A 22,411-nucleotide genomic window follows, 5' to 3' on the forward strand; every position below is an offset into this window, starting at 1 on the left:
CCGATAGGTTCCGCGCGCAATTCACCCCTGCCTCATCCCCAAATCACCTGATGCTTGGCCGCCCCAAATTCGTACTTGCCTCCGGTTCGCCGCGGCGCCTGTCGCTGCTCAACCAGGCCGGCATCGAGCCGGATGCGCTCCGGCCGGCCGACGTCGACGAGACGCCGAAGCGGGGCGAGCTGCCGCGCGCCTGCGCCAATCGCCTCGCAAGGGCCAAGGCCGATGCGGCGCTGAAATCGGTGCAGCTCGACGACGAACTGCGCGGCGCCTTCATCCTCTCCGCCGACACGGTGGTGGCGGTCGGCCGCCGCATCCTGCCCAAGGCCAATCTCGTGGACGAGGCGGCGCAGTGCCTGCGGCTGCTCTCGGGCCGCAATCATCGCGTCTATACCGCGATCTGCCTCGTCACGCCGCGCGAGGCCTTCCGCCAGCGCCTGGTCGAGACCCGCGTCCGCTTCAAGCGCCTGTCGGAGGACGACATCCAGGCCTATATCGGCTCCGGCGAATGGCGCGGCAAAGCCGGCGGCTACGCCGTGCAGGGTATCGCCGGCTCCTTCGTGGTGAAGATGGTGGGGTCCTACAGCAACGTCGTCGGCCTGCCGCTCTACGAGACCACGACGCTGCTCGGCGGCGAGGGCTTCCCGATCCGCTTCGGCTGGCTCAACGCCACCGCCGTGTGAGCGCGAATGCCGCGCCGGACGGGTCTTAACAAAAATCTCGAAAACAACCCCATGCACAGTAGAATTGGCCCGCGGGACCCGGGCCGCGATGCCTGCGCGTCCGCCCGAGGAACCTGTTTGCGGACAGGCTCTTGAACGTTTTCACCCCGTGTAAGCTGCCGACATCATGGACGACCAGGTCAAAATGCCCACCGGCCCGCTCAAAACCTGCCCGATCTGCGGCAAGCCCGCCGTGCAGGCCACCCACCCGTTCTGCTCCTCGCGCTGCCGCGACGTCGACCTGAACCGCTGGCTGAAAGGCTCCTACGTCATTCCCGGCCGCGACGACGAGGTGGATGACGTTGAATAGAAAAGCAATATCAATTACTTAATTGAGCTTCCAGCGTGCCGCACGCCAGCCGCGGCAACGCCACCCCACCTTGTGCACAGCCGGGTCGCGCCCGGCGTAGCCTTCAGGCGAAGCCGGGTGGACAGGCGGCCTTCAGCCCACTATAAACCGCCCGCTCGATGGGCCTTGACCTTCTCTTTGGGTCCTTCCCTCAGCACGCCCAGGTAGCTCAGTTGGTAGAGCATGCGACTGAAAATCGCAGTGTCGGTGGTTCGATTCCGCCCCTGGGCACCATCCGGCTCTTCCAACAGCCCGATATCCAAAGCAATTCTGTAATTCCAACGGCCTCGCGCTGCCGATTGGCTATTCGGCCGCAATCCAGTTTCGCAGGCCATCGACCGTGCGGAATCCGTCCGCCGCGTAGCAGCGGATGGAGGGAAGGAAGGCCTGCATCATCTCGGCGAGCGCGTGTCCCGGACCGAGATCCAGCACCCTGCTGACGCCCAGCTCCGCAAGGGCTTCCAGCGTCGCCGACCAGTCGATCGGGCGCGCCACCTGCCGGGCGAGCTTTGCGGTTGCGTTGCTCGCGGAGAAGATGCGCTCGCCGTCGCCTCCGGCGAGCAGGACGCGCTGGCTTGCAATGGCGGAGCGTGTGCTGGCGTCGAGCGCCAGTTGAAGGGGGCGGCAGGCCTGTTCGAGCTGCCGCGTGTGCGAGGCGATTCTCACGGCGAGCAGACCTGTGCGCGTGGCGCCTTGTCGTATCGCTTCCTCGCAGAGGTCGATCACGTCCTGCTCGGCGCCTCCGACGACAACGAGACGATCGGGGTTCCTGATCGCGATCTCGCAGCGATGCTTCCCGAGCAGGCGTTCGAGCGCGGCCGGGTCGAGCCCGCGGACATAGCCGAGGCGGCCATCGGGGCCGGCGACGCTGTCCATCAGGCGCGCGCGAACAGCCGTCAATCGCAAGGCTTCATCGGCGGTCCATATCCCTGCAATGCTCCAGGCGGTCATCTCGCCGACGCTGTAGCCGGTGACGGCCGCAGGTTCGGTCAGGAGATCGGCAATGCAGGCATGGATCGCGAGTGCCGACGTGACGGTCAGGATCTGGCTGACATGGTTGGCGGACAGCTCGTCTGCGCTGTGCGTCCGGACGAACTCCCGCGGATCCTCGCCAAGATGCGCGGTTGCCGCGACGAAAACAGGCTCCGCGGCAGGCTGACCGGCGGCCAGATCGAAGATCTTGTCCGAGAGGGTGCCTTGTCCACCGCAGAGCAGAGCAAGCATCAGGGGTCCAGCCGGTCGACGAAGAGGGCCATGGCCAGCAGATCAGCCGAGCCGCCGGGACTGAGATTGCGTGCCACGAATGCCTGATGAATCTCGATGGCTCGCTCGCGCCAGCCGTGACGTCCAACGCCTCCGGCGGCAAGAAATGCGGATGCGCTGGCTTGGGCGAAGTGCAATCCCTCCGCTCCGCCGCGATGCAGGAGGTTGGTGTCGGCGACATCGGCGATGAGCGTCATGCAGGTCTGAACGCGGACCGCTTCCTCATCGCAACGAGCGAGCTTTCGCGCAGCATGCAGGGCGGGCAGGGCGATCTCGTAGACCGACGGGAAGCCGCAAGCCGCCTCCGCCCTGGCGCCGCCGGCACCGTAGCGCCGCGAGGCCATGGCGCCGTGGCTGCGCAAGGATATGGGACCCGAAAGGATATCTTCGCCCCAGCGCTGCGACACCAGATCGCCGAGCGACTTGCGAATGCCGAGCGCGCCGCGATATCCGGCCGCGGCGCAGAGCAGACCCAGTCCGAAGATCGCGCCGCGATGCGTGTTGACGCCTCCGGTTTCCGCGAGCATGGCGCGCTCGGCGGCGACCCCGATCGCGCGCAACCGGCTCATGCCGGCGCCTTCGGCTCCGGCAAGCGCCAGATCACGGAGGAATGGCCTCAAGGTATCGGCGCTGCGGCACAAGAGCCCGGCGTCCATGTCGCTGTGCGCGCCATTGTCGACATGGCTGACGAGCCCCGGTTTCGGATGGGTTTCGACTTCGAGCTTCAAGCAAAGCGACGCCAGATCACCGAGCTGCGCCGCATCGGGCGCGTTGGCAGGTGTCGATTGCCATCTCAGCGCGACGGTCACGACAGATTCCCCGTCAGAAACGCGGCGCGCGTCGTGCTGATGACGCCGGCGGGGCCTTTCACGAGGACTTCATCGTCGTCAGCACCGATGAGCTCGCGCCATTGGACCCCTCCCGCGCGACCAACGATCTCACCGTCCAGCCGCATCGGCGCCTGGTTCGCAATCCGGCCGATGTCCGACGGCAGAGTGTCGGCTTGCCTCGCTGACGACAGCGGCCAGAGCAGATCGAGGTCCGAACTGTCGGAAAGATAGGGCAGGCCGGTGAGATGCTGCCAGGCCAGGCTGCCGAAGGTGCGTGTCTCCGGCAGAAGCTGGAGCAGCAGGCCGATCGTCTCCCGCCAGCGCGCAGGTGCCGCGGCGGCCGCATCGGCCAAGGATGGCGGCGGAGCCGATGCGATGATGTCGCCGGGTGCGAGCGCGAACGCGATGCGCCGTTTGCCGTGGCTGGGCGGCAGCGGCAGGCCGAGCGGAATCATGCCGGCGGCATCGCTGCAAGCCGGCCGGCGAACGATGAGGGGGCGGTCGGCGCGCGCCCAGCCGTCGATGATCGGCTCGCTGGCGAGTTCGGGGTGGCGGCTCATCACGGCAGCCCATCCGGCGGCCGAGGCCTTCACCATGGTGTGACGCGCGAGCGCTTCAGCCATGTTGCGCTCCTTGCTGCGATATCGCGGCGAGTGCGACGACCCGATCGGCGATCTCGGCCGCCTTTCGACGTCCGCCCCGCTCCGCGCCGAGCCGGCTGCGTTCGTCCCGTCCGGCAGGCTGTGCCAGCACGGCCGCAAGCTGCGGCGCCAGGGGCGCAGTTTCGTCCCAGACGACGTGAATGCCGCCGGTGCGGACCATGTTGTCGAGCCCGGGCGCGAAAACGGGTGTCGCTTCCGCCTTGGCCTTCAGCACTTCTATCGGAAGCTTGGTGACCCGCGCCATCGACGGCAGATCCATCACGGCGGGATGCGCGCCGGGAAGCGCCACCAGCGTGCCGGTGGCAAGAGCGGTGGCGATGAACGCACCGGCCGCGCTGCCGCCGTAGAGCAGGCCGACGGTGCGGTGTCCTTCCGCTTCCGCGAGCAGCAGTACCTTGGCGAGATGCGACAAATATTCGCTGAGGCCGAGCAGTTCGTCGCGCTTGCTCATGCGCTGGCTGGCGGAATCCACCAGGACCAGGATCGGCGCGCGATCCCCAGATTTGATAATCTCGATCACGCGCCCTGCGAGCGCGATCGCCTCGTCCACGCCGAGCGGCTGTCCTTGCGTGATGCCGAGCACGTGGATCAGTCCGCCGTCAGGCAGGGTCGCCGTTCCCGCGATCATCGCGCCGGTCGTTTCGATCTTTCGGCCGTTCGGGAACAGGCCGGCCAGGATGTCATCGAGCGTCATCGGCGTTCTCCCTTGTGTCTGCCGCGTGAAGAAAGGCGTCGGTCGGAAGCGCGGGGATCTCGGTCGGCGCGTCGATACCAAGCGCCTGCCAGATCTCGACGGCGTCCTCGGCTTCACCGAAACGCTGCAGGCGCCGCTCCAGGCGATTCTGCTCGGCTGCGAGTACGCTGGCGTCGCAGCCACGCTTGATCTTGAGCGCGTCGATCGCAGCCTGCCGAAACGCCAGCGCCTCGTCGTCGACGAACGTGTCGGCTCCGCCGATGAGATAGCGGTGCTTGCCGCCCATGGTGCGCCAGACCAGCGCGCGATCGCGCGAGTCGAACTCCTCGATGCCCCTGTTGGTCTCGATCACTTCGGGGCCGCTGACGCTGAGCCGGCCCTGCTCGGAGATGATCAGGCGCGAGCAGGTGCCGGCGATCAGGCTGCCGCCGCCATAGCAGCCGGCACGTCCGCCGATCAGGCCGACGACGTTGATGCCGGCGCGCCGTGCCTCGACCACCGCGCGCATGATCTCTGCGATCGCGAGCTCGCCGGCATTGGCTTCCTGAAGCCGCACGCCGCCGGTGTCGAACAGGATCAGCACGTCGTGCTTGAGCGTACGCGCCGCGCGCAGGAGGCCGGTGAGCTTGGCGCCGTGGACTTCGCCGAAGGCGCCGCCCATGAAGCGTCCCTCCTGCGCGGCAACGAGCACCGGCGATCCGTCCAGGCGGCCACGGCCGACGACGATGCCGTCGTCGAACTGCTCCGGCAGGTCGAAGATCGAAAGATGCGGGCTGATCTCGCGCAGCTCGGGGCCGATGTACTCGGCAAAGCTGCCGGCATCGACCAGCGCGTCGATGCGCTGCCGGGCGCTCGCCTCGTACCAGCTCAGCGAAATAGTGTTGGCTGCGACCTGTGTCATCGTTCCGGCTCCTCGATCTTGCGGACGCCTTGCGCAAGGCGCAGCGCGACCGTGTCCGGCCGGGCTCCGCCGTCATTGATGGAGATGCGCAAGCCGCCGGCAGAGCGGCGGGCGACGAAGTCGCGGACCACGGCGTCCCACACCGCGCCGAAACCGTGAGCTGCGGTTGCGATGTCGATCGTGCACATGTCGGCCGGCGAGGCGCGTTCCAGCAGCACCTCGAGATTGCCGGAGGCGACGACGCCGACGATCGCCTGCGCGCGGGTGCCGCCGGCGGATCTGGCTGCGGTCAGCCTGAAGCTGAGCTTTTCCATGCGAAACTCCTCACCAGTTGCGGAAGCGGCTGGGCGGACGGTAGAGGCCGCCGGAGGCCAGCATGAGGTCCTTGATCGAGCGGGCCGCCAGCAGGCGGCGGTCGGCATCAAGCGGGTCGATGCCGAGATCCTCGGGACGACGAATGACGCCGCGTTGCCTGAGCTGCTCGACCAGCTTCGCATCGCGCGCGCGTCCGATGTCGGTGTACCCGGCGACGCCGCGGATCGCCTGCTCGCGCTCGTCCTTGCTGCGGCACATCAGGAGGTTGGCGATGCCTTCCTCGGTGACGATGTGGGTGACATCGTCCGAGTAGACCATCACCGGCGCCAGATCGAGCTTGAGCTCGCGCGCCAGCTCGAGCGCATCCAGCCGCTCGACGAAGAGCGGGGCATTGCGCTCGCCGAAGGTCTCGCCGATCTGCACCACCAGCTTGCGGCCGCGGCGCAGCGCGGCGTTGGAGTGAGGGTCTGCTTCGGCGCCGGCCTTGAGCCAGGGTTCGCTCGGGTGGCGGCGGCCATGTGGATCGGATCCCATGTTGGGTGCGCCGCCGAACCCGGCGATGCGGCTCGTCGTCACCGTCGAGCTGTGACCCTCGAGATCGATCTGGAGTGTCGATCCGATGAACATGTCGCAGGCATAGAGGCCGGCCGTTTGGCAGAAGGCGCGATTGGACCGCAGCGAGCCGTCGGGGCCGGTGAAGAAGATGTCGGAGCGCGCGGCGACATAGTCCTCCATGCCGACTTCCGACCCGAAGCAGTGGATCTGGTCGACCCAGCCGGATTCGATCGCCGGAATGAGGGTTGGATGCGGGTTGAGCGCGAAGTGGGTGCAGACCTTGCCCTTGAGGCCGAGCTTCTCGCCATAGGTCGGCAGCAACAGCTCGATCGCGGCGGTGTTGAAGCCGATGCCGTGATTGAGCCGGCGTACGCCGTAAGGCGCGTAGATGCCCTTGATGGCGAGCATCGCCGTCAGGATCTGGGTCTCGGTGATGGCGGCGGGGTCGCGGGTGAAGAGCGGCTCGACGTAGAACGGCCTGCCGGCTTCGACCACGAAATGCACGAGGTCGCCGGGAATATCGACGCGCGGCACCTTGTCGACGATCTCGGTGACCTGCGCCACCACGAGACCATTTTTGTAACTCGTCGCCTCGACGACGGTCGGCGTGTCTTCGGTGTTCGGTCCCGTATAGAGATTGCCGTCCTTGTCGGCGCTCACCGCGGCGATCAGCGCGACGTTCGGCGTGAGATCGATGAAGTAGCGGGCGAACAGCTCGAGATAGGTATGGACGCGCCGAGCTCGATCTTGCGGCCGAACAGCATGCGCGCAATGCGCGCCGATTGCGGGCCCGAATAGGAAAAGTCGAGCCGCCGCGCGATGCCCTTCTCGAAGACATCGAGGTGCGCGGGCAGGACCACGCCGGACTGCACCATGTGCAGGTCGCTGATCTCAGCGGGGTCGAGGTTCGCAAGCGCCGCGGCGAGGATGTCGGCCTGCTTCTGGTTGTCGCCCTCCAGGCACACCCGGTCGCCTGATCGGATCACAGCCGCAAGAAACACGGGCAGGCTCGGGAGCGGGACGATCTTTCCCTTCGCGTGCCGCCGGCCGGCCGTCAGGCGCTCTCCCAGAGCGGCCTTTTGCATACCCCAATTGCTCATCTCGGCTCCTTGGCATGCGAGGTTGCCTTCATTTGCGCTTAATGTATGCGTATTGCGCCTTAATGTCAATTAGTGTATACGCAAACCCATAAGCGATGGATATTCGCATACACAGGAGGAGATTTAAGATGCGAATGCATGCAAGGCGTCCAAGTCGCGTGGCCGGAGCTCGGTTCGTTCAGGGGAGGCGCCCGTGACCGTCTCCGGCGTAGCGCTGCTCTCCATCTGCACGTTGCTGGGGGTCCTCCTGGGGGACCTGCTTGGCATCGCCCTCGGCGTTAAGGCCAATGTCGGCGGCGTCGGCATTGCGATGATGTTCCTGATCGCCGCCCGGCTCTGGCTGGTGCGGCACGGCCTGCTCAGCCACGGTCTCAAGACCGGCGTCGAGTTCTGGGGCAGCTTCTACATTCCGATCGTGGTCGCCATGGCGGCGCAGCAGAACGTCGTCGCTGCGGCCAAAGGCGGTCCCATCGTCGTCATCGCGGGGATCGGCGCGGTCGCCGTGTGTTTCGCGATGGTGGCCCTGATCGGCCGGCTCAGCGGCCGTGTCGAGACCATGGATGAGATCGAGGCGCGAGAGGCGCTCGAGGCCAGCGTGCCCCACTTCAAGTCCGGGAGGATCGGATGACGATGATATCGCACATTCTTGCTGCAAACTCGCTGCTCACCGCTTTCGCGGCCGTCGGGATCCTAATGTGGGTCTCCGGAGCGATCTCGAAATACCTCACCTTCGGACGCATCCACGGCTCGGCGATCGCGATCATGCTGGGTCTCGTGCTGGCCTTTTTCGGAGGCCTCGCCACCGGCGGTGAAAAGGGCGTCGCCGACCTGCCGGCGCTGACCGGGATCGGTCTGATGGGCGGAGCCATGCTGCGCGACTTCGCCATCGTCGCCACCGCCTTCGAGGTCGATGTCGTTCATGCGCGCAAGGCCGGGGCGATCGGTGCGGTCGCGCTTGGGCTCGGAACTGTCGTCCCGTTCATTCTGGGCGTGTTCGTCGCCGCGGCATTCGGTTACACCGATGCCATCTCGATGACGACGATCGGCGCCGGCGCGGTGACCTACATCGTGGGGCCGGTCACGGGGGCTGCGATCGGCGCATCCTCGCCGGTTATTGCGCTCTCGATCGCGACCGGTGTATTCAAGGCGGTGATCGTCATGATCGGTACGCCCTTCGTGGCGAAGATGATCGGTCTGAACAATCCGCGCAGCGCAATGGTGTTTGGCGGCTTGATGGGAACGGTCAGCGGCGTGTCCGGAGGGCTGGCGGCGACGGACCGGCGCCTGGTGCCCTACGGTGCGTTGACGGCGACGTTCCACACCGGGCTCGGGTGTCTGGTCGCGCCCTCTGTTCTTTACTTCGCGGTGCGCGCGATCACGGGAGGCTGAATGGCAGGATTGTTGAAAGTCGCAGCCGACGCCGAGGACGATGGCGGGCTGCTCTCCGATCGCATCCGCAACGCGCTCACCGACGAGATCGCCTCGGGTGCGCTGGTCGCCGGTTCCGCCCTGGAAGAGCAGCTGCTGGCCGATCGCTTCGGGGCCTCCCGCACGCCGGTGCGGGAGGCGCTTCGCCAGCTCGTGGTCAGCGGCCTGGTCGAAGTGCGGGGGCGGCGCGGCCTCGTCGTGGCGCGGATGACGCCCGAGCGCATCATGGACATGTTCGAGACCAGTGCCGAGGTGGAGGCGATGTGCGTCAGGCTCGCGACCTATCGCATGACCCCGCTCGAGCGCAGCCATTTGATCGAGCTGCATGACGCCTCGCTGAAGATGGTCGAGGCCAATGACGTCGATGCCTATGACGCGTTCAACCGGGAATTCCACGAATGCATCTACCGGGCGACGCACAACTCGTTTCTGGCAGAGCAGGCGCAGGATGTCCGCTCGCGTCTCAGCGCTTTTCGCCGCACGCAATTGCGGCACGGCGATCGCATTCGCAAGTCCCGCGACGAGCATGACGTCATCATGCAGGCGATCGCCGAAGGCGATGGCGAGACCGCATCGCGCAGGATGCGGGCGCATATGTTGAACGCGGCCGCGGCGCTTCGGCGCTACATCGATGATCGCCTCGGCGGACAGGCCGATGGACCTGCATCCGACAACACCTGACGATTGCCGTTGTGAGCCGCTGTTGAAACTAACCAGATCGGTGCGGGCGTGAGTTACCAGCAGGGCGCACAGCTTTCCCGTTCTGACGAGGCCGGTGTGTGCGGCCAATCGGATCGCACGCCCTGCCAGCGCCACGCTCCGGCATCATCAGACTGTCACCGCCCTGTCATCGGCGTTCCATTGATCGCTGCTCCTTTCGCCGCGCATCGCGGAGGGCGGACATGCATCTGATCAAGACAATTTCTTCCGACCGCCGGTCGATCCTGAAGGGCCTCGTGGCCGCAGCTGTCGCGCCGCTGGCGGCGCCGGCTTTTGCCGCCGAGGGCCTGCCGGCACAGCCGACCGGATCGGCGGTCGCAATCGCCACCGACAAGGCCTATTGGACGGCCGTGAAGGGGCTCTATGCCGTGACGCCCGATGTCGTCAATCTGGAGAACGGCTTCTGGGGCATCATGGCCGAGCCCGTGCGGCGCGAGTTCATCCGCCTGTCCGATATGGTCAACTATCAGAACACCTATTACGCGCGGCAGCGCGCGGGCGCGGATTTCGAGGCCGTGCGGGCCAGGGTGGCGGAGGCGGTTGGAGCTGCGCCCGAGGAAATCGCGCTCACCCGCGGCGCGACCGAAGCGCTGCAGCTGCTCATCGGCGGATACAACAAGCTGAGGCCCGGCGACAGCGTGCTCTACGCCGACCTCGACTACGATTCGATGCAATACGCCATGAACGCTCTCAAGGCGCGCCGCGGTGTCGACGTGGTCAAGTTCGACGTGCCGGAGCCGGCCACCCGTCAGGCCGTGCTCGATGCCTATGCCCGCGCGCTCGAGGCGAATCCGAAGACCAGGCTGCTCCTCCTCACCCATGTCAGCCATCGCACCGGCCTTGTCATGCCGGTCACCGAGATCGCCCGCATGGCCAAGGCGAAGGGCGTCGATGTCATCCTCGACGCCGCTCATTCCTGGGGACAGATGGACTTCAGGGTGGGCGAGATCGAGGTCGATTTTGTCGGCTTCAACTTGCACAAATGGATCGGCGCGCCGGTGGGCGTCGGCTTCCTCTACATCAGGAAGGACCGCCTCGCCGACGTCGACCGTGACCTCGGCGACGAGGATTTTCCGGCGACCGACATCCGCTCGCGCGTCCACACCGGCACGGTCAATTTCGCGACGGTGCTGACGGTGCCCGCGGCCGTCGAACTGCATCAGCAGATCGGCGCTGCGGCGAAACAGGCCCGCCTGCGCTACCTGCGCGACTACTGGGTCAGCCGCGTTCGCGGCTTCAAGGACATCGAGATCCTGACGCCGGACGAGGCTGGCCTCTATGGTGCGATCACGTCCTTCCGCCTCGCCGGCAAGACGGGCAAGGCCGACAACGACGCCGTCGTGGCGAAGCTCAGGGACACCTACAAGGTCCTGACGGTTCGCCGGGCTGGCGTCGCCAAGGGCCAATGCATCCGCGTGACGCCGGCGCTCTACACCGAGGAGGCCGATCTCGACCGGCTCGTCGAGGCGCTTGCCGCCATCACGGGTACGAAGTCGGGCTGAACCCGCTCGGGGCGGAGTGCAATCGGCCAGCGCATCGACAATCATCGCGTGATCGCCGGCACATATCATTCGAGCCGGTCAATCTAGCTTGTTGTCAGGTGGCTCGCAGTGATCCACCAGGCAAAGGATAAGACTCATGCGCAATTACATCCTTGTGGCTCTCGCAGCGATCGCATTGGCAAGCGTGGTGATGCCCTCGAACGCGACGACCATCGTCCGCGACCATCGCGACCCGCCCGTCGTGCGCGACCATCGCAATCGGACCATCGTTCGCGACCACCGCAATCAGCCGGAGGTCCGCGACCACCGCCACTAGACGTCCTTGCGACGGAGCCGAACCCAATCGGTTCGGCTCCGCTTCGCGGTTCAAGCCATTGAGACCGCGCTTCGTATTTTCCCCCGCGAACTCCCTGGAAGGCCACCGATCGCCTGCGCGTGGCGCGGATGTCCATTCGCGATTGTGAGGCTTGAGCACGAGCCATGTTGCCGCCTCCGTGCTATTGCTGCTCCCCGCAACTTCCCGCGAGGACACTCATGCTTCCCCTTCCCGCCGACATCTTCACCGAGCCCGAGAACGTCTCGCCCGACGGTCTCGCCAATCTCGGCCCGCTGCGCCGTCTCGCAGGCAGCTGGCAGGCCGACAAGGGGATCGACGTCAACCCGAAGGCCGAAGGACCGGAGCGGCGGACCTTCATCGAGCGCATTCGGATGGACCCGATCGATCCGCAGGCCAACGGCCCGCAGCTGTTCTACGGCCTGCGCTATCACATCCACATCAACACGCCCGAGGAGGACATCACCTTCCACGACCAGGTGGGCTACTGGCTGTGGGAGCCCGCGACCGGGCTGATCATGCAGACGCTGGCGATCCCGCGCGGGCAGGTGCTGCTCGCCTCGGGCAAGGCCGGACCTGATGACAGGAAAATTTCGGTCACGGCGAAGCGCGGCGACACCGCTTACGGGATCTGCTCGACCGACTTCCTGGAACAGGCCTTCCGCACCGACGCTTACCGCTGCGACATCACCTTCAACGACGACGGAAGCTGGACCTACCTGATCCAGACCGAGTTGTTCGTCCGCGGCGCGCCGTTCAATCATCGCGACAGCAACACGCTCCAGCTCGTTGCGCCGCCAAAGCTCAATCCGCTCGCGGTGATCGTCAACGATCGCGCCAAGAGCGGCGGCAGCGGAACGGCGGGTTGAGCGCGGTCCGGAGATTTGCATGAAGCCGTATGTCATCTGTCTGATGCATTCCAGCCTGGACGGCCGCACGCACCCCAGCCGCTGGCGTCCGAAGGGCGCGGGCACGGACTGGTTCGAGAAGATCCATGACGAGCTTGGTGGCGATGCCTGGGTGATCGGCCGCGTCACCGGCTCGGAGTTCGCCAAGGGCAAGCCCTATCCCGCGACCTCGGGCGAGACGTTTCCGCGTCAGAACTGGTTTGCGCGGCGTGATGCAAAGACTTATGGCGTCGTGCTCGACGCGCAGGGCAAGATTGGCTGGGGCCGCTCCGATATCGGCGGCGATCCGATTGTCGTGGTGCTGACAGAGGGCGTGCCGGATTCGCATCTTGCAGGCCTGCGCGCCGAGGGTGTGTCCTACATCTTCGCCGGCGAGTCGGAGATCGACCTCGCGCTGGCTGTGGACATCCTCAACCGCGAGCTCGGCGTGAAGCGCCTGCTGGTTGAGGGCGGCGGCGTCGCCAATGGCGCGTTCCTGCGCGCCGGGCTCATCGACGAATTCAACCTGATCCTCAGCCCCGCGGTGGATGGCGCAAGCGGCGCGCCCTTCGTGTTCTCTTCGACGGAAGCCGACAGCGACAAGCGCGCGCCCCTCGCCGCGATGACGCTGGAGGGGGTGCGGGAGCTCGGCAGCGGTGTCCTGCTGTTGCGCTACCTGATCAAGAACGATCCGCAGGCCGTGGGTAAGTAAAAGCACCGGCATGTCGGACAAACCACAGCATATCGTCATCGTCGGTGCCGGCGCGGCTGGCCTGATGGCGGGGCGCGAGCTCGCGCGCGCGGGCAAGAAGGTGACGGTCCTGGAAGCACGCGACCGCTGCGGCGGGCGCATCCACCCGCTGCCGGCGGCGGAGTTCGGCTACCCCGCCGATGGCGGCGCCGAATTCGTCCATGGCGATGCCCCGGTGACACGCGCCCTGCTGCGCGAGGCGGGGCTGTCCCTTCAGGAGATCGAAGGCACGCTATGGAGATTTGACGGTGCAAATTTCTCGCGTGAGGATCGCCATGATCCGCACGAGGCGGAGCTGCATGCCGTGCTCGGGAATTTGAAGGACGACCTCACCGTCGCCGATTTCCTGCGCCGTCATTTTGCCGGACCCGAGTATGACGGGCTGCGCTATTCGATCGAGCGGATGGTCGAGGGCTACGATGCCGCCGATCCCGAGCGCGCCTCCACGCTGGCGCTGCGCGAGGAATGGATGGACGGCGGGCTCCACACGCAGGCGCGCATCGATGGCGGCTATGGCGCGCTGATCGATTTTCTCGCCGCCGAGTGCCGCAGGCATGGCGCGGCGGTCCGCCTCGGCTGCGTGGTGTCGGCGATCGAGGACGAGGGCGGCGCGGTGGTCGTTCGCGGTGCCGGCGGCGGGGTGCATCGCTGCGACCGCGTGATCCTCACGGTGCCGCTGCCGCTGCTGCGCGAGATCGCGCTTCCGGCGAGCGTGCGCGCGAAGGCGGCGGCTGCCGACGACATCGGCTTCGGCAACGTCGTCAAGATCCTGCTGCGGTTTGCGCGGCCATGGTGGCGCGAGCGAAAGCCGGATCTTGCGGATATGACCTTCCTGCTGTCGGACCGGACCATCCCGGTGTGGTGGACGCGCTATCCGGAGCAGCATCCCGTGCTCACCGGCTGGTTCGGTGGCCCGCGGACGGCGGAGCTGCAAGGCCTCGATCCGCAGGCGTTGATCGAGGCCGGGCTTGGTTCGCTCGCCACCATCTTCGGCCTGTCGCGCGAAGACGTCGCGCGCGACCTCGTCGCGGCCACAGCGACCAATTGGGGGCAGGATCCGTTCGCCCGCGGCGCCTATTCCTGGGCCACGCCGCGCACGCGCGCGGCGCAAACCATGCTCGCGCGCGCCGACGGAGCGGTGCTGTTCTCCGGCGAAGCGCTCTATCGCGGCCGCGACATGGGCACGGTCGAGGCGGCGCTGGCGAGCGGACTGGAGACGGCGGGGATGATCTTGCGGGGATGAAAAAAGGCCCGCGTGGTCGCGGGCCTTTCGTTCGCAGGCGACCGCCGGTTTACCAGCGGTTGCCGCCGAAGCTGAAGGTCACGCCCGGGCCGCCGCCACCGTAATATCCGTACGGTCCGCCGCCGTAGTAACCGTGGTGCCGCGGGTAATAGCCGTAGCTCCGGTAGTGCGGACGATAGTAGCCATGGTGGTGATGGCGCCATTGATGATGGCGATAGCCATGATGGTGGTGCCTGTGCTGCGCGCTGATGTCGGTCGGCTGGCCTCCCCGCGCGCTTTGCTTCGCGCTTGTGGTGTTGGCCGCGTTCGCCGCCGATCCGCCGGCAAGCGCCGCAGCACCGACGACCATCGCGACAATGAGATACTTCATGTCATCACTCCAGTTGAATGTCGTGTGACAACACATGGGCGCTGGTTGCGTTCCGGCTAGTGCGGGCGTCGAAACGACGCAGCACGTGCTGTCCGATTCGGCGCGGATGATCGCGCGGCGTGAGATTTATTGTCGCATCGCCGGCATTGATCGCACTGCTGCCATCACTTCGCCGCGAATGATGCGATCACCTCGCCCGCGGTGACGATGCGCGCGAACTCGCCGTCGAGATTCGACAGCGTCATCGCATGGACTTCCTCGGCGGAATGTGCGTCGCCGTCGGGTCCGATCCGGTCGAAGGTCCAGGTGGCATCGCGCACGAGCCGCGTGTCGAAGCCGAGATTGCCGGCCATCCGCGTCGTCGTCTCCACGCAATGGTTGGTGGTGGCGCCGCAAATGACGAGCGTGGTGATGCCGCTTGCGCGCAGGCGCGCTTCGAGGTCCGTGCCGATGAAGGCGCTGTTGACGCGCTTGACGGTCACAGGCTCGCCATCCTGTTCGCGCGCCTCGTCCTTGACGGCGTAGCCGGAGCGCGATGGCAGAAACGACGAATTCGGCTTCGTGCCCTCGTGGCGGATATGAAAGATCGGCGCACCGTTTGCCCTGAACGCCGCGAGCAGATCGACGATGCGGGCCACCGCGTCCGGATTGTTGCGGCGCTTGCCCGCCGCCTCCCATTCGTCGAACGCGCGCTGGACGTCGACGACGATGAGGGCGGGGAGGGGGTGCGGCATGATCGGACCTTTCGGACGGCTTGTCGGGCCGAATATGCGAGGCGATCGGGAAGCGCAATGCCAATCTTCCCTCGTTTCGCGACGTCATTGCAGGTCCGTGGCCCGAATTGCGCTGCGCTCCATCCGGGCTACGTCGACGTTCCTACGGATGCGGATCGGGAAAGCTGTGGCGTTCGGAGAGCGCGGCGAGGATGGCGTCCTTGTCGGCGATGAAGGCGCGGCCGCGGTGGTTGCCGGTCTGGTGCCGCGATGTCGCGCCGTCTGCCAGCACGAGCAGCGGCAGCGACTGGTTCTCCTCCCCGACCAGCGCGATCACGGCCTGCCGCGGCTGCGGCCACGCGATGCGCTCGACGTCGAGCTTTTCGGCGAGCGCCGGAAACGAAGCGAGCACGCCCTCCATCAGCGCGCAATGCCAGCAATAGAAGCGCCGGCCCGGATAGGCCGGGTTCTCGAACCCCGGGCGCAGCAGAAACAGCAGGTCGCGCGTCATGGATCGCTCCGAAGCATGGCCGCCTTGCTGAGGATCAAGGCGGCGAGGGCTGGCCGGCCTAGTGTCGAGCCCCCAGATTCATGGGAATCGACGGTGAAGGAAAGGACGCCATGCCGGGGCCGATCAGTCAACCGCAGACGCTCGCCGACGTGAAGACACTGCCTGAGCTGCTGCGCTGGCGCGTCGAGGCGACGCCGGCGGCAGAAGCCTATCGCCATTTCGACGCGCATGCCGGGCGCTGGGTCAGCCAGTCCTGGCACGAGATCGACGCGGAATTCGAGCTGTGGCGGCGGGCGCTGGCCGCGGAGAATTTTTCGCCGGGCGAGCGCGTCGCCATCCTGATGCCGAACGGCATTGCGCATATCGCGATGGACCAGGCGTCGCTGTCGCGCGGTCTCGTGCCGGTGCCAATGCATGCCGTCGACAACCCCGACAGCATCGCCTACATCCTCGCCGATTCCGGCGCGCTACTGCTGTTCGTCGATACGCTGGCGCGCTGGCAGGCGATCGTGGCCACCGGCCAGCCGCTTGATGCGCTCAAGCGCATCGTCTGTGCCGACATGACCGGACCGGTGCCGGCCGATGCACGCATCGTCGCGCTCGACCAGTGGCTTGCGTCCGCGCCTGGCGCGACCGCGCCATTGTCCGACGTCGCGGTGGCGCCGGACGATCTTGCCGCCATCGTCTACACCTCGGGCACGACCGGGCGGCCGAAGGGCGTGATGCTGTCGCATGACAACGTTGTCGCCAATGTGAAGGCGATCGCGCATCGCATCGCGGCGTCGCCCGACGACGTCTTTCTGTCCTTCCTGCCGCTCTCGCACACGTTCGAGCGCACCGGCGGCTATTACTATCCGATCGCGGCCGGGGCCTGCGTCGCCTATGCGCGCTCGGTGCCGCAACTCGGGGACGACCTCAAGCATGTGCGGCCGACGGTGCTGGTCTCAGTGCCGCGGATCTACGAGCGCGTCTACGCGCTGATCATGCAGCACCGCGCATCGGCCGGAAGCATCGAGCGGGCGCTGCTCGATCTCACGATTGCCGTCGGCGGCCGCCGGTTCGACGCGCGGCAGGGACGCGGCGCACTGTCGCTGCTCGACCGGCTGGCCTGGCCGCTGCTGAAGCAGCTCGTCGCCGACAAGGTGCTGGCGCAGCTCGGCGGCCGGTTGCGCGTCGCGGTTTCCGGCGGCGCGCCGATCGCCGAGCCCGTCATTCGTCTGTTTCTCGCACTCGGGCTCGACATTCTCCAGGGCTACGGCATGACCGAGACCTCGCCGGTGGTTTCGGTCAACACCCCCGAGGACAACGATCCGCGCTCGGTCGGCCATGTGCTCGACGGCGTCGAGGCCAGGCTGGGTGAGAACGACGAGCTGCTGGTGCGTGGCCCAAGCGTGATGCTAGGCTACTGGCACAGGCCCGAGGAGACGCGCCGCGTGAAGGAGGCCGATGGCTGGCTGCACACCGGCGACCAGGCCCGCATCGAGAACGGGCGCATCACCATCACCGGCCGCATCAAGGATATCCTCGTGACGTCCACCGGCGAGAAGATCGCGCCGGTCGATCTCGAGACCGCGATCCTGGCCGATCCCCTGTTCGAGCAGGCGCTGGTGGTCGGCGAGCAGCGTCCGTTCCTCGCCGCGCTGGTTGTGCTCAACGCCAAGGCCTGGGTGCAGGAGAAGGAAAGGTTGGCTGCGAGCGGCAAGCAAGGCGGTGCGGCGGAGCGGGCCGCGCTGCTTGCGCGAATCGCAGCGGCCGTGAAGGCCTATCCGTCCTACGCGACGCCGCGCGCGGTATGGTGGACGCTGGACCCCTGGACCATTGCTAGCGGCCTGCTCACGCCGACGCTGAAGAACAAGCGCCCCGCGCTCGAACACCGCTTCGCCGAGGAGATCGCGCAGATCTACGCGAAGAAGCCGGCCTGATCTTCGCCTCTCCCGCTTGCGGGGAGAGGCCATATCGCATCGAAGATGCGATATGGGTGAGGGGGAGCCTCCGCGAGTATAACTCTCACCGTCATTGCTGAAGCAGCCCCTCACCCCGACCCTCTCCCCGTAAGAACGGGGAGAGGGAGAGAAAGAGAGCGCTCACATCCTCTTGAACGCCGTGTCCATCGCGCTTGATCCAGCGCAACTTCGCTCGCTGGCCCTCATGCAATGTCGCCGCGAAAGTTCGAATTGCAATCGAGGCAAGTCATGAAGGCGTATTTCGTCGGTGGTGGCATCGGATCGCTCGCGGGCGCGGCGTTCCTGGTTCGCGACGCGCAGCTGCCGGGTCGCGACATCGTGATCTACGAGGCGCAGCCGCTGGTCGGCGGCAGCCTCGACGGCGCAATGCTCGCGAACGGCGCCTATTCGCTGCGCGGCGGGCGCATGCTCACCACCGACCATTACGAATGCACCTGGGACCTGCTGTCGAGCATCCCCTCGCTCGAGCGTCCGGGCCTGAGCGTGCGCGACGAGACCGTCGCGTTCAACGAGGAGAACCCGGCGCATTCGCGGGCGCGGCTGGTTGACCGCAACCGCTTCAAGATCGACGTCTCCCACATGGGCTTTTCCGCGCGCGACCGGCTCGAGCTGCTGCGGCTCACCGAGGCCTCGGAGGAGACGCTCGGCAACAGCCGCATCACCGACTGGCTATCGCCAAAATTCTTCGAGTCCAATTTCTGGTACATGTGGCAGACCACTTTCGCCTTCCAGCCCTGGCACAGCGCGGTCGAGCTGAAGCGCTATCTGCACCGGTTCATGAACGAATTCCCGCGCATCGAGACCCTCGCCGGGGTTAAGCGTACCGTCTACAACCAGTATGACGCGATCGTACAGCCGCTTGCCGACTGGCTGAAGCGGCAAGGCGTGCAGTTCGTGCGCGGCACAAGTGTCACCGACATGACGCTCGAAGACGAGGCCGGACGCGTGCGCGTGCGCCAGCTCGTGCTCGATCGCGACGGCCGCACCGCCAATGTCCGCCTCGAGGACGGCGATCTCGTGTTCTTCCAGAACGGCTCGATGACGGATGCTTCGAGCCTGGGCACCATGACCGAGCCGCCGCCGCACCTGACCAAGGCCGACAGCCAGGGCTGGGCGCTGTGGGAGACGATCGCGCAAGGACGTCCCGAATTCGGCAATCCGTCCGCGTTCAACAGCTCGATCCCGGAATCGTACTGGCTGTCCTTCACCGTCACCTGCCGCGATCCGCGCTTCTTCGACAAGATGGAGGCGTTCTCGGGCAACAGGGCCGGCACCGGCGGGCTGGTGACGTTCCGGGATTCCAACTGGTTGATGTCGGCGGTGCTGTATCATCAGCCGCATTTCGCCGGCCAGCCGAAGGACGTTCAGGTGTTCTGGGGCTATGCGCTGCATCCGGACCGCATCGGCAATTTCGTCGGGAGGCCGATGTCCGAGTGCGGCGGCGCCGACATCCTGAACGAGCTGTGCGGGCACCTGAATTTCGATCGCGACGTGTTCGAGACTGCGACCTGCATTCCCTGCCGCATGCCCTACATCACCAGCATGTTCATGCCGCGCAACGTGACCGACCGGCCGCTGCCGGTGCCCAGGAATTCGGTCAACCTTGCCTTCGTCAGCCAGTTCGTCGAGATCCCCGACGACGTCGTGTTCACCGTCGAATATTCGGTGCGCGCGGCGCAGATGGCGGTCTATCAGCTCATGAAGATCGAGCGCCCGGTGCCGCCGGTGACCCGCCATGACAAGTCGCTCGCGGTGATCTTCGCGACCCTGGAGAAGGCGTTCGCTTGAGGCTTTCGCCGGGATGACGTCGCCGGCGCACGCGACGGCGCCTATCGCGGCGCTGCCAGCGGCAGGCTGACGTGAAAAACGACGCCCCCTGACGGGACGTTTTCGGCCCAGATGCGGCCGCCATGCGCCTGGACGATGGTATGCGCGATCGAGAGGCCTATGCCCATGCCTTGCGCCTTGGTCGTGAAGAACGGCTTGAAGATCTCGGCGACTTTCTCCGCGAGGATGCCGTCGCCCTTGTCGGCGATGGAGACAAGGGCGAGGTTGCCCTCGGTGAGACTGGTTCGTCCGACGACGCGGCGCCGCTCGTCCGGAAGATGGGCCACAGCCTCCATGCCGTTCACGACGAGATTGAGGATGGCCTGCTGGAGCTGAATCTTGTCGCCTTTCACGCGAATGTCTGCGGACGACGGTTGCATGACGAGTTCAACATCGTGGGTCAGGGCCTGCACGGAGAGGAATCGAAACACCTCGCCGACGGTGGCATTGAGGTCGAGCTCGCGCCGTTCGGCCGGGTCTCGCTTCAGAAACGAGCGCAGCCGGCCGATGACTTCGGCGGCCCGCTGATCGTCACGGCGGATGTGGTCCAGGATGTCCCTGATCTCGCCGAGGTCGGGCGCCGGACTCTGTAATATCTGCTGGGCCGTCTCGGCATTGATCAGAATGGCGGCGAGCGGCTGGTTCAGCTCGTGTGCGAGCGAGACGGACATCTCTCCCGCGGTCGCGCGGCGGTTCATGTGGGCGAGCTCCGACATGCGCTGGCGCGCCTCGACCTCGGCCACGAAGCGCAGACGGCGCTCGCGCAGCAGAATGGTGATCATCAGCGCCTGCACCAGCACCACGCCTGCAATGATCGCGGAGTGCCAGTAATACTGCTCCCAGAAGGTCGGTTGGCGGAAACGCACCTCGCTGCCGGGGGGCAGATTGGCTTCGTCCACATTCCAGCGTTTCAGCTGCCGCCAGTCGAAGATCGGCCTCACGTTGTTTCCGCTGAACGGTGCGATGCTCGAGGGCGCTTCGCCGTCGAGGATCCGCATCGCCACTTCGCCGGCTTCCCGCCCGATGATTTCGGGCAGCAGCAGGAAGCCGCCCACGCCCGACCGTCCGAGGAACGTATCGGACGTTATGATGATCGGGCGGTTCGCACTCTCGGCAACGCGTGCGAGCGCCGAGGCCGGGGCGTAATAGGTGCCTTCGCCGTCGGAATACATCGCCGAGGTCAGGATCGCGGAGCGGTCGGGCAGGGAAGCGACGCGACTGCGGACCTCACGCAGCACCGCGCCGGACAGATCGATGACTTCGAGATCGGGCATTGCGGCCGCGAAGTCCTGCTTCCAATGTCCGTACACCAGCGGATTCTTCCAGGCCTCGCCCACCAGGACGACACGGGTCAGGTCGGGAACGATTGCGCGCGCTGCGGTCAGGAGGTGTGTCGGCCTCACTCTGGCGAAGACGGCCGTCGTATCGGGCAGGAACAGCGCGCGCGTCTCAGGCAGGTCGGGAACGAAGCCGTATACCACGGGCGCGGCGGGCCAGATGTCCTGCTTCCGCTTCTGAAGGAATTTCGCCGATGCGACGCCGATCGAAACGATGACGTCGATCGGCCGCTGCGCATATTTGGTCTTGAGGTGACCGACCAGGCTCAATTCATAGTCCGGTCCCGGGAAGCGGGCGAGATCGAGGCTTTCGCCGTAGATCACCGTGTTGCTCTTCCCGTTCTGCTTCGCGGCGGTGCGGATTCCGGCAAAGATCTCCGAATAAAAGGGCGAGCGAAAATCGGCTTCTTCCAGAACCAGGACCGAACGCTGCTGGGGGCCGTCGGCTGCGACGCATTCACGCGAGAGGCCAGCGAACAAGCAGGCGATCAGGATGCGCGCGAGCCCGCGGATCACACGCATTGCCGGACTCTCGGCCTCGCCTCTGGATGCAATCGGGTCTCCTCAATGAGGATGCACGCGAGAGCATAACCGCCTGACCTGGAGTTTCAACGGAAGGATGCGTGCTCACCCCGGTGACAAGCAGGGCGACACAAGGGGCCGCTACTTGAACGGATCCTGGATCGACGGCGACGATTGCCTGATGCGGCGCACGCTTACCGGCGTGCCGTCGGAGACGAACAGGAGCTCGTACTTCCGGCCCTCGCTGTCGGTGGCGGAGCAGGTGACGTCCGTCACCTTCCGGGCGGCGAAATTGCCGGTCTGGCGGCAGATTCCGGTGGAGGTCTGCTCCGCCGGCACCGGCAGGCCGTCGACCTTGGGCCGGTCCTTGGAGTTGAGCAGCATGCGGTCGATCGGCAGCTCGTAGGAGTTGTCGTCGGCCCGCTTGCCGTTCTCGCCGGAGAACGACACGACGTGGTTCGCATCAGTGGGGTCGTCGACAGCGACGGCGAAATTGACCCGGCCCGTGTCGCCATGGGCGTAGGCCACCGTCTTGCAGGCAAGGGTACGCCCCGCGACCTTGAGCGTCTTGCAGTGGCCGGACATCAGCGCCAGCAGATCGATGAAGGCGGTCTGCTGCGCCGGCTGATTGTTGACGGGAATCGGCCTGGAAGACTCAGCAAAACAAGGGCTTGCGAGGACAACGAAGGCTGCTGCGAGGGCCGGTCGGCAGAGGCGCATCGTGAGGCTCATAGGCCAGGGGACCGCGGAAAGGTTCCGCTCAACAACCATCGAACCGCAAATTGGTTGCGATCCCGTTTGTGCCGCCAAGCCCGTCTGGAATACCACCGCGCCACCCATCGGCGATTCGCCCAAAATCGCCCAACCATCCCGGCAGGCACTTGCCGTCAGGCCAGTGTTTTTTTCGTGGCAGA

The 22,411-nt window shown here is 66.2% G+C and carries 23 protein-coding genes, 1 tRNA gene and 1 pseudogene; 13 read left to right on the plus strand and 12 right to left on the minus strand.

Going from position 1 to position 22,411, the window contains the following annotated elements:
* The first annotated feature begins 50 nt into the window (after positions 1–50).
* The 3 genes from EI171_RS09125 (at position 51) to EI171_RS09135 (ending at position 1,302) form a co-directional block, all read left to right on the plus strand.
* Entirely contained in the window at positions 51–680 is a 630-nt protein-coding gene (locus EI171_RS09125; RefSeq protein WP_011084077.1) for a Maf-like protein, read from the plus strand.
* 166 nt (positions 681–846) lie between these two features.
* Positions 847–1,029 (plus strand): DNA gyrase inhibitor YacG, encoded by a 183-nt coding sequence (gene yacG / locus EI171_RS09130; RefSeq protein ID WP_011084078.1) that lies wholly within the window; start codon positions 847–849, stop codon positions 1,027–1,029.
* A 197-nt stretch (positions 1,030–1,226) separates the two neighbouring features.
* Positions 1,227–1,302 (plus strand) — tRNA-Phe (locus tag EI171_RS09135).
* A gap of 69 nt (positions 1,303–1,371) precedes the next feature.
* Here EI171_RS09135 and EI171_RS09140 read toward each other — a convergent pair.
* The 7 genes and pseudogenes from EI171_RS09140 to mdcA form a co-directional block, all read right to left on the minus strand.
* On the minus strand, positions 1,372–2,292 hold the full coding sequence (locus EI171_RS09140; protein ID WP_011084089.1) for an acyltransferase domain-containing protein: 921 nt from the start codon (positions 2,290–2,292) through the stop codon (positions 1,372–1,374).
* A complete protein-coding gene (gene mdcB, locus EI171_RS09145) occupies positions 2,292–3,140 on the minus strand; it encodes a triphosphoribosyl-dephospho-CoA synthase MdcB (protein WP_161533163.1) in 849 nt (282 codons plus the stop codon). Before mdcB ends, EI171_RS09140 begins: the two co-directional genes overlap by 1 nt.
* A complete protein-coding gene (mdcG, locus tag EI171_RS09150) occupies positions 3,137–3,784 on the minus strand; it encodes a malonate decarboxylase holo-[acyl-carrier-protein] synthase (protein WP_161533164.1) in 648 nt (215 codons plus the stop codon). Before mdcG ends, mdcB begins: the two co-directional genes overlap by 4 nt.
* Entirely contained in the window at positions 3,777–4,517 is a 741-nt protein-coding gene (gene mdcE / locus EI171_RS09155) for a biotin-independent malonate decarboxylase subunit gamma (protein ID WP_161533165.1), read from the minus strand. Before mdcE ends, mdcG begins: the two co-directional genes overlap by 8 nt.
* Positions 4,504–5,418 (minus strand): biotin-independent malonate decarboxylase subunit beta, encoded by a 915-nt coding sequence (locus tag EI171_RS09160; RefSeq protein ID WP_161533166.1) that lies wholly within the window; start codon positions 5,416–5,418, stop codon positions 4,504–4,506. The genes mdcE and EI171_RS09160 overlap by 14 nt, the downstream gene beginning before the upstream one ends.
* Entirely contained in the window at positions 5,415–5,732 is a 318-nt protein-coding gene (mdcC, locus tag EI171_RS09165) for a malonate decarboxylase acyl carrier protein (RefSeq protein WP_028173631.1), read from the minus strand. Before mdcC ends, EI171_RS09160 begins: the two co-directional genes overlap by 4 nt.
* Positions 5,733–5,742: 10 nt before the next feature.
* Positions 5,743–7,388: pseudogene (gene mdcA / locus EI171_RS09170) on the minus strand (malonate decarboxylase subunit alpha).
* Between the two features lie 193 nt (positions 7,389–7,581).
* Here mdcA and madL point away from each other — a divergent pair.
* The 8 genes from madL to EI171_RS09210 all read left to right on the plus strand — a co-directional run bounded on the left by madL (position 7,582) and on the right by EI171_RS09210 (position 14,253).
* On the plus strand, positions 7,582–8,016 hold the full coding sequence (gene madL, locus EI171_RS09175; RefSeq protein WP_028173629.1) for a malonate transporter subunit MadL: 435 nt from the start codon (positions 7,582–7,584) through the stop codon (positions 8,014–8,016).
* Complete coding sequence (gene madM / locus EI171_RS09180; protein ID WP_011084096.1) at positions 8,013–8,777, plus strand: malonate transporter subunit MadM; 765 nt, start codon at positions 8,013–8,015, stop codon at positions 8,775–8,777. Before madL ends, madM begins: the two co-directional genes overlap by 4 nt.
* The gene (locus EI171_RS09185; protein ID WP_161533167.1) at positions 8,778–9,497 is read left to right on the plus strand and encodes a GntR family transcriptional regulator; all 720 of its coding nucleotides are present in this window, start codon (positions 8,778–8,780) and stop codon (positions 9,495–9,497) included. It begins immediately after the preceding gene.
* 221 nt (positions 9,498–9,718) lie between these two features.
* Positions 9,719–11,038, plus strand: a complete 1,320-nt coding sequence (locus EI171_RS09190; protein WP_161533168.1) for an aminotransferase class V-fold PLP-dependent enzyme — start codon at positions 9,719–9,721, stop codon at positions 11,036–11,038.
* A gap of 136 nt (positions 11,039–11,174) precedes the next feature.
* Entirely contained in the window at positions 11,175–11,354 is a 180-nt protein-coding gene (locus tag EI171_RS09195; RefSeq protein WP_161533169.1) for a hypothetical protein, read from the plus strand.
* A 218-nt stretch (positions 11,355–11,572) separates the two neighbouring features.
* Entirely contained in the window at positions 11,573–12,241 is a 669-nt protein-coding gene (locus tag EI171_RS09200; RefSeq protein ID WP_161533170.1) for an FABP family protein, read from the plus strand.
* 19 nt (positions 12,242–12,260) lie between these two features.
* Entirely contained in the window at positions 12,261–12,971 is a 711-nt protein-coding gene (locus EI171_RS09205; protein WP_161533171.1) for a dihydrofolate reductase family protein, read from the plus strand.
* A 10-nt stretch (positions 12,972–12,981) separates the two neighbouring features.
* Positions 12,982–14,253, plus strand: coding sequence for an NAD(P)/FAD-dependent oxidoreductase (locus tag EI171_RS09210; RefSeq protein WP_161533172.1), 1,272 nt, complete (start codon positions 12,982–12,984; stop codon positions 14,251–14,253).
* Positions 14,254–14,302: 49 nt separating this feature from the next.
* Here the strand turns inward: EI171_RS09210 and EI171_RS09215 are convergent, their stop codons facing one another.
* The 3 genes from EI171_RS09215 to EI171_RS09225 all read right to left on the minus strand — a co-directional run bounded on the left by EI171_RS09215 (position 14,303) and on the right by EI171_RS09225 (position 15,847).
* Positions 14,303–14,623: a hypothetical protein gene (locus tag EI171_RS09215; RefSeq protein WP_161533173.1), complete on the minus strand. Its 321-nt coding sequence runs from the start codon at positions 14,621–14,623 to the stop codon at positions 14,303–14,305.
* 164 nt (positions 14,624–14,787) lie between these two features.
* Positions 14,788–15,357 (minus strand): cysteine hydrolase family protein, encoded by a 570-nt coding sequence (locus EI171_RS09220; protein ID WP_161533174.1) that lies wholly within the window; start codon positions 15,355–15,357, stop codon positions 14,788–14,790.
* A 142-nt stretch (positions 15,358–15,499) separates the two neighbouring features.
* Positions 15,500–15,847 carry a DUF3088 domain-containing protein gene (locus EI171_RS09225; protein WP_161533175.1) on the minus strand — a complete coding sequence of 116 codons (348 nt, stop codon included), beginning with the start codon at positions 15,845–15,847 and terminating at the stop codon, positions 15,500–15,502.
* A 110-nt stretch (positions 15,848–15,957) separates the two neighbouring features.
* Here EI171_RS09225 and EI171_RS09230 point away from each other — a divergent pair, with 110 nt between their 5' ends.
* Both EI171_RS09230 and EI171_RS09235 read left to right on the plus strand, forming a co-directional pair.
* Positions 15,958–17,769 carry a long-chain fatty acid--CoA ligase gene (locus EI171_RS09230; RefSeq protein ID WP_161533176.1) on the plus strand — a complete coding sequence of 604 codons (1,812 nt, stop codon included), beginning with the start codon at positions 15,958–15,960 and terminating at the stop codon, positions 17,767–17,769.
* Positions 17,770–18,000: 231 nt separating this feature from the next.
* Entirely contained in the window at positions 18,001–19,599 is a 1,599-nt protein-coding gene (locus tag EI171_RS09235; RefSeq protein ID WP_371740483.1) for an oleate hydratase, read from the plus strand.
* A 41-nt stretch (positions 19,600–19,640) separates the two neighbouring features.
* Here the strand turns inward: EI171_RS09235 and EI171_RS09240 are convergent, their stop codons facing one another.
* Both EI171_RS09240 and EI171_RS09245 read right to left on the minus strand, forming a co-directional pair.
* A complete protein-coding gene (locus EI171_RS09240) occupies positions 19,641–21,497 on the minus strand; it encodes an ATP-binding protein (protein WP_161533179.1) in 1,857 nt (618 codons plus the stop codon).
* 141 nt (positions 21,498–21,638) lie between these two features.
* A complete protein-coding gene (locus EI171_RS09245) occupies positions 21,639–22,217 on the minus strand; it encodes a hypothetical protein (protein WP_028173616.1) in 579 nt (192 codons plus the stop codon).
* Positions 22,218–22,411 lie beyond the last annotated feature (194 nt).

The organism is Bradyrhizobium sp. LCT2 (assembly GCF_009931255.1).
Classification (GTDB): Bacteria; Pseudomonadota; Alphaproteobacteria; order Rhizobiales; family Xanthobacteraceae; genus Bradyrhizobium; species Bradyrhizobium diazoefficiens.

Excerpts from the sequence above, each read along its gene's own strand:
- EI171_RS09125 (WP_011084077.1), top strand. The coding sequence starts at position 51 with ATGCTTGGCCGCCCCAAATTCGTACTTGCCTCCGGTTCGCCGCGGCGC.
- yacG (WP_011084078.1), top strand. The coding sequence starts at position 847 with ATGGACGACCAGGTCAAAATGCCCACCGGCCCGCTCAAAACCTGCCCG.
- EI171_RS09140 (WP_011084089.1), bottom strand. The coding sequence starts at position 2,292 with ATGCTTGCTCTGCTCTGCGGTGGACAAGGCACCCTCTCGGACAAGATC.
- mdcG (WP_161533164.1), bottom strand. The coding sequence starts at position 3,784 with ATGGCTGAAGCGCTCGCGCGTCACACCATGGTGAAGGCCTCGGCCGCC.
- mdcE (WP_161533165.1), bottom strand. The coding sequence starts at position 4,517 with ATGACGCTCGATGACATCCTGGCCGGCCTGTTCCCGAACGGCCGAAAG.
- EI171_RS09160 (WP_161533166.1), bottom strand. The coding sequence starts at position 5,418 with ATGACACAGGTCGCAGCCAACACTATTTCGCTGAGCTGGTACGAGGCG.
- mdcC (WP_028173631.1), bottom strand. The coding sequence starts at position 5,732 with ATGGAAAAGCTCAGCTTCAGGCTGACCGCAGCCAGATCCGCCGGCGGC.
- madM (WP_011084096.1), top strand. The coding sequence starts at position 8,013 with ATGACGATGATATCGCACATTCTTGCTGCAAACTCGCTGCTCACCGCT.
- EI171_RS09185 (WP_161533167.1), top strand. The coding sequence starts at position 8,778 with ATGGCAGGATTGTTGAAAGTCGCAGCCGACGCCGAGGACGATGGCGGG.
- EI171_RS09190 (WP_161533168.1), top strand. The coding sequence starts at position 9,719 with ATGCATCTGATCAAGACAATTTCTTCCGACCGCCGGTCGATCCTGAAG.
- EI171_RS09195 (WP_161533169.1), top strand. The coding sequence starts at position 11,175 with ATGCGCAATTACATCCTTGTGGCTCTCGCAGCGATCGCATTGGCAAGC.
- EI171_RS09200 (WP_161533170.1), top strand. The coding sequence starts at position 11,573 with ATGCTTCCCCTTCCCGCCGACATCTTCACCGAGCCCGAGAACGTCTCG.
- EI171_RS09205 (WP_161533171.1), top strand. The coding sequence starts at position 12,261 with ATGAAGCCGTATGTCATCTGTCTGATGCATTCCAGCCTGGACGGCCGC.
- EI171_RS09210 (WP_161533172.1), top strand. The coding sequence starts at position 12,982 with ATGTCGGACAAACCACAGCATATCGTCATCGTCGGTGCCGGCGCGGCT.
- EI171_RS09215 (WP_161533173.1), bottom strand. The coding sequence starts at position 14,623 with ATGAAGTATCTCATTGTCGCGATGGTCGTCGGTGCTGCGGCGCTTGCC.
- EI171_RS09220 (WP_161533174.1), bottom strand. The coding sequence starts at position 15,357 with ATGCCGCACCCCCTCCCCGCCCTCATCGTCGTCGACGTCCAGCGCGCG.
- EI171_RS09225 (WP_161533175.1), bottom strand. The coding sequence starts at position 15,847 with ATGACGCGCGACCTGCTGTTTCTGCTGCGCCCGGGGTTCGAGAACCCG.
- EI171_RS09230 (WP_161533176.1), top strand. The coding sequence starts at position 15,958 with ATGCCGGGGCCGATCAGTCAACCGCAGACGCTCGCCGACGTGAAGACA.
- EI171_RS09235 (WP_371740483.1), top strand. The coding sequence starts at position 18,001 with ATGTCGCCGCGAAAGTTCGAATTGCAATCGAGGCAAGTCATGAAGGCG.
- EI171_RS09240 (WP_161533179.1), bottom strand. The coding sequence starts at position 21,497 with ATGCGTGTGATCCGCGGGCTCGCGCGCATCCTGATCGCCTGCTTGTTC.
- EI171_RS09245 (WP_028173616.1), bottom strand. The coding sequence starts at position 22,217 with ATGCGCCTCTGCCGACCGGCCCTCGCAGCAGCCTTCGTTGTCCTCGCA.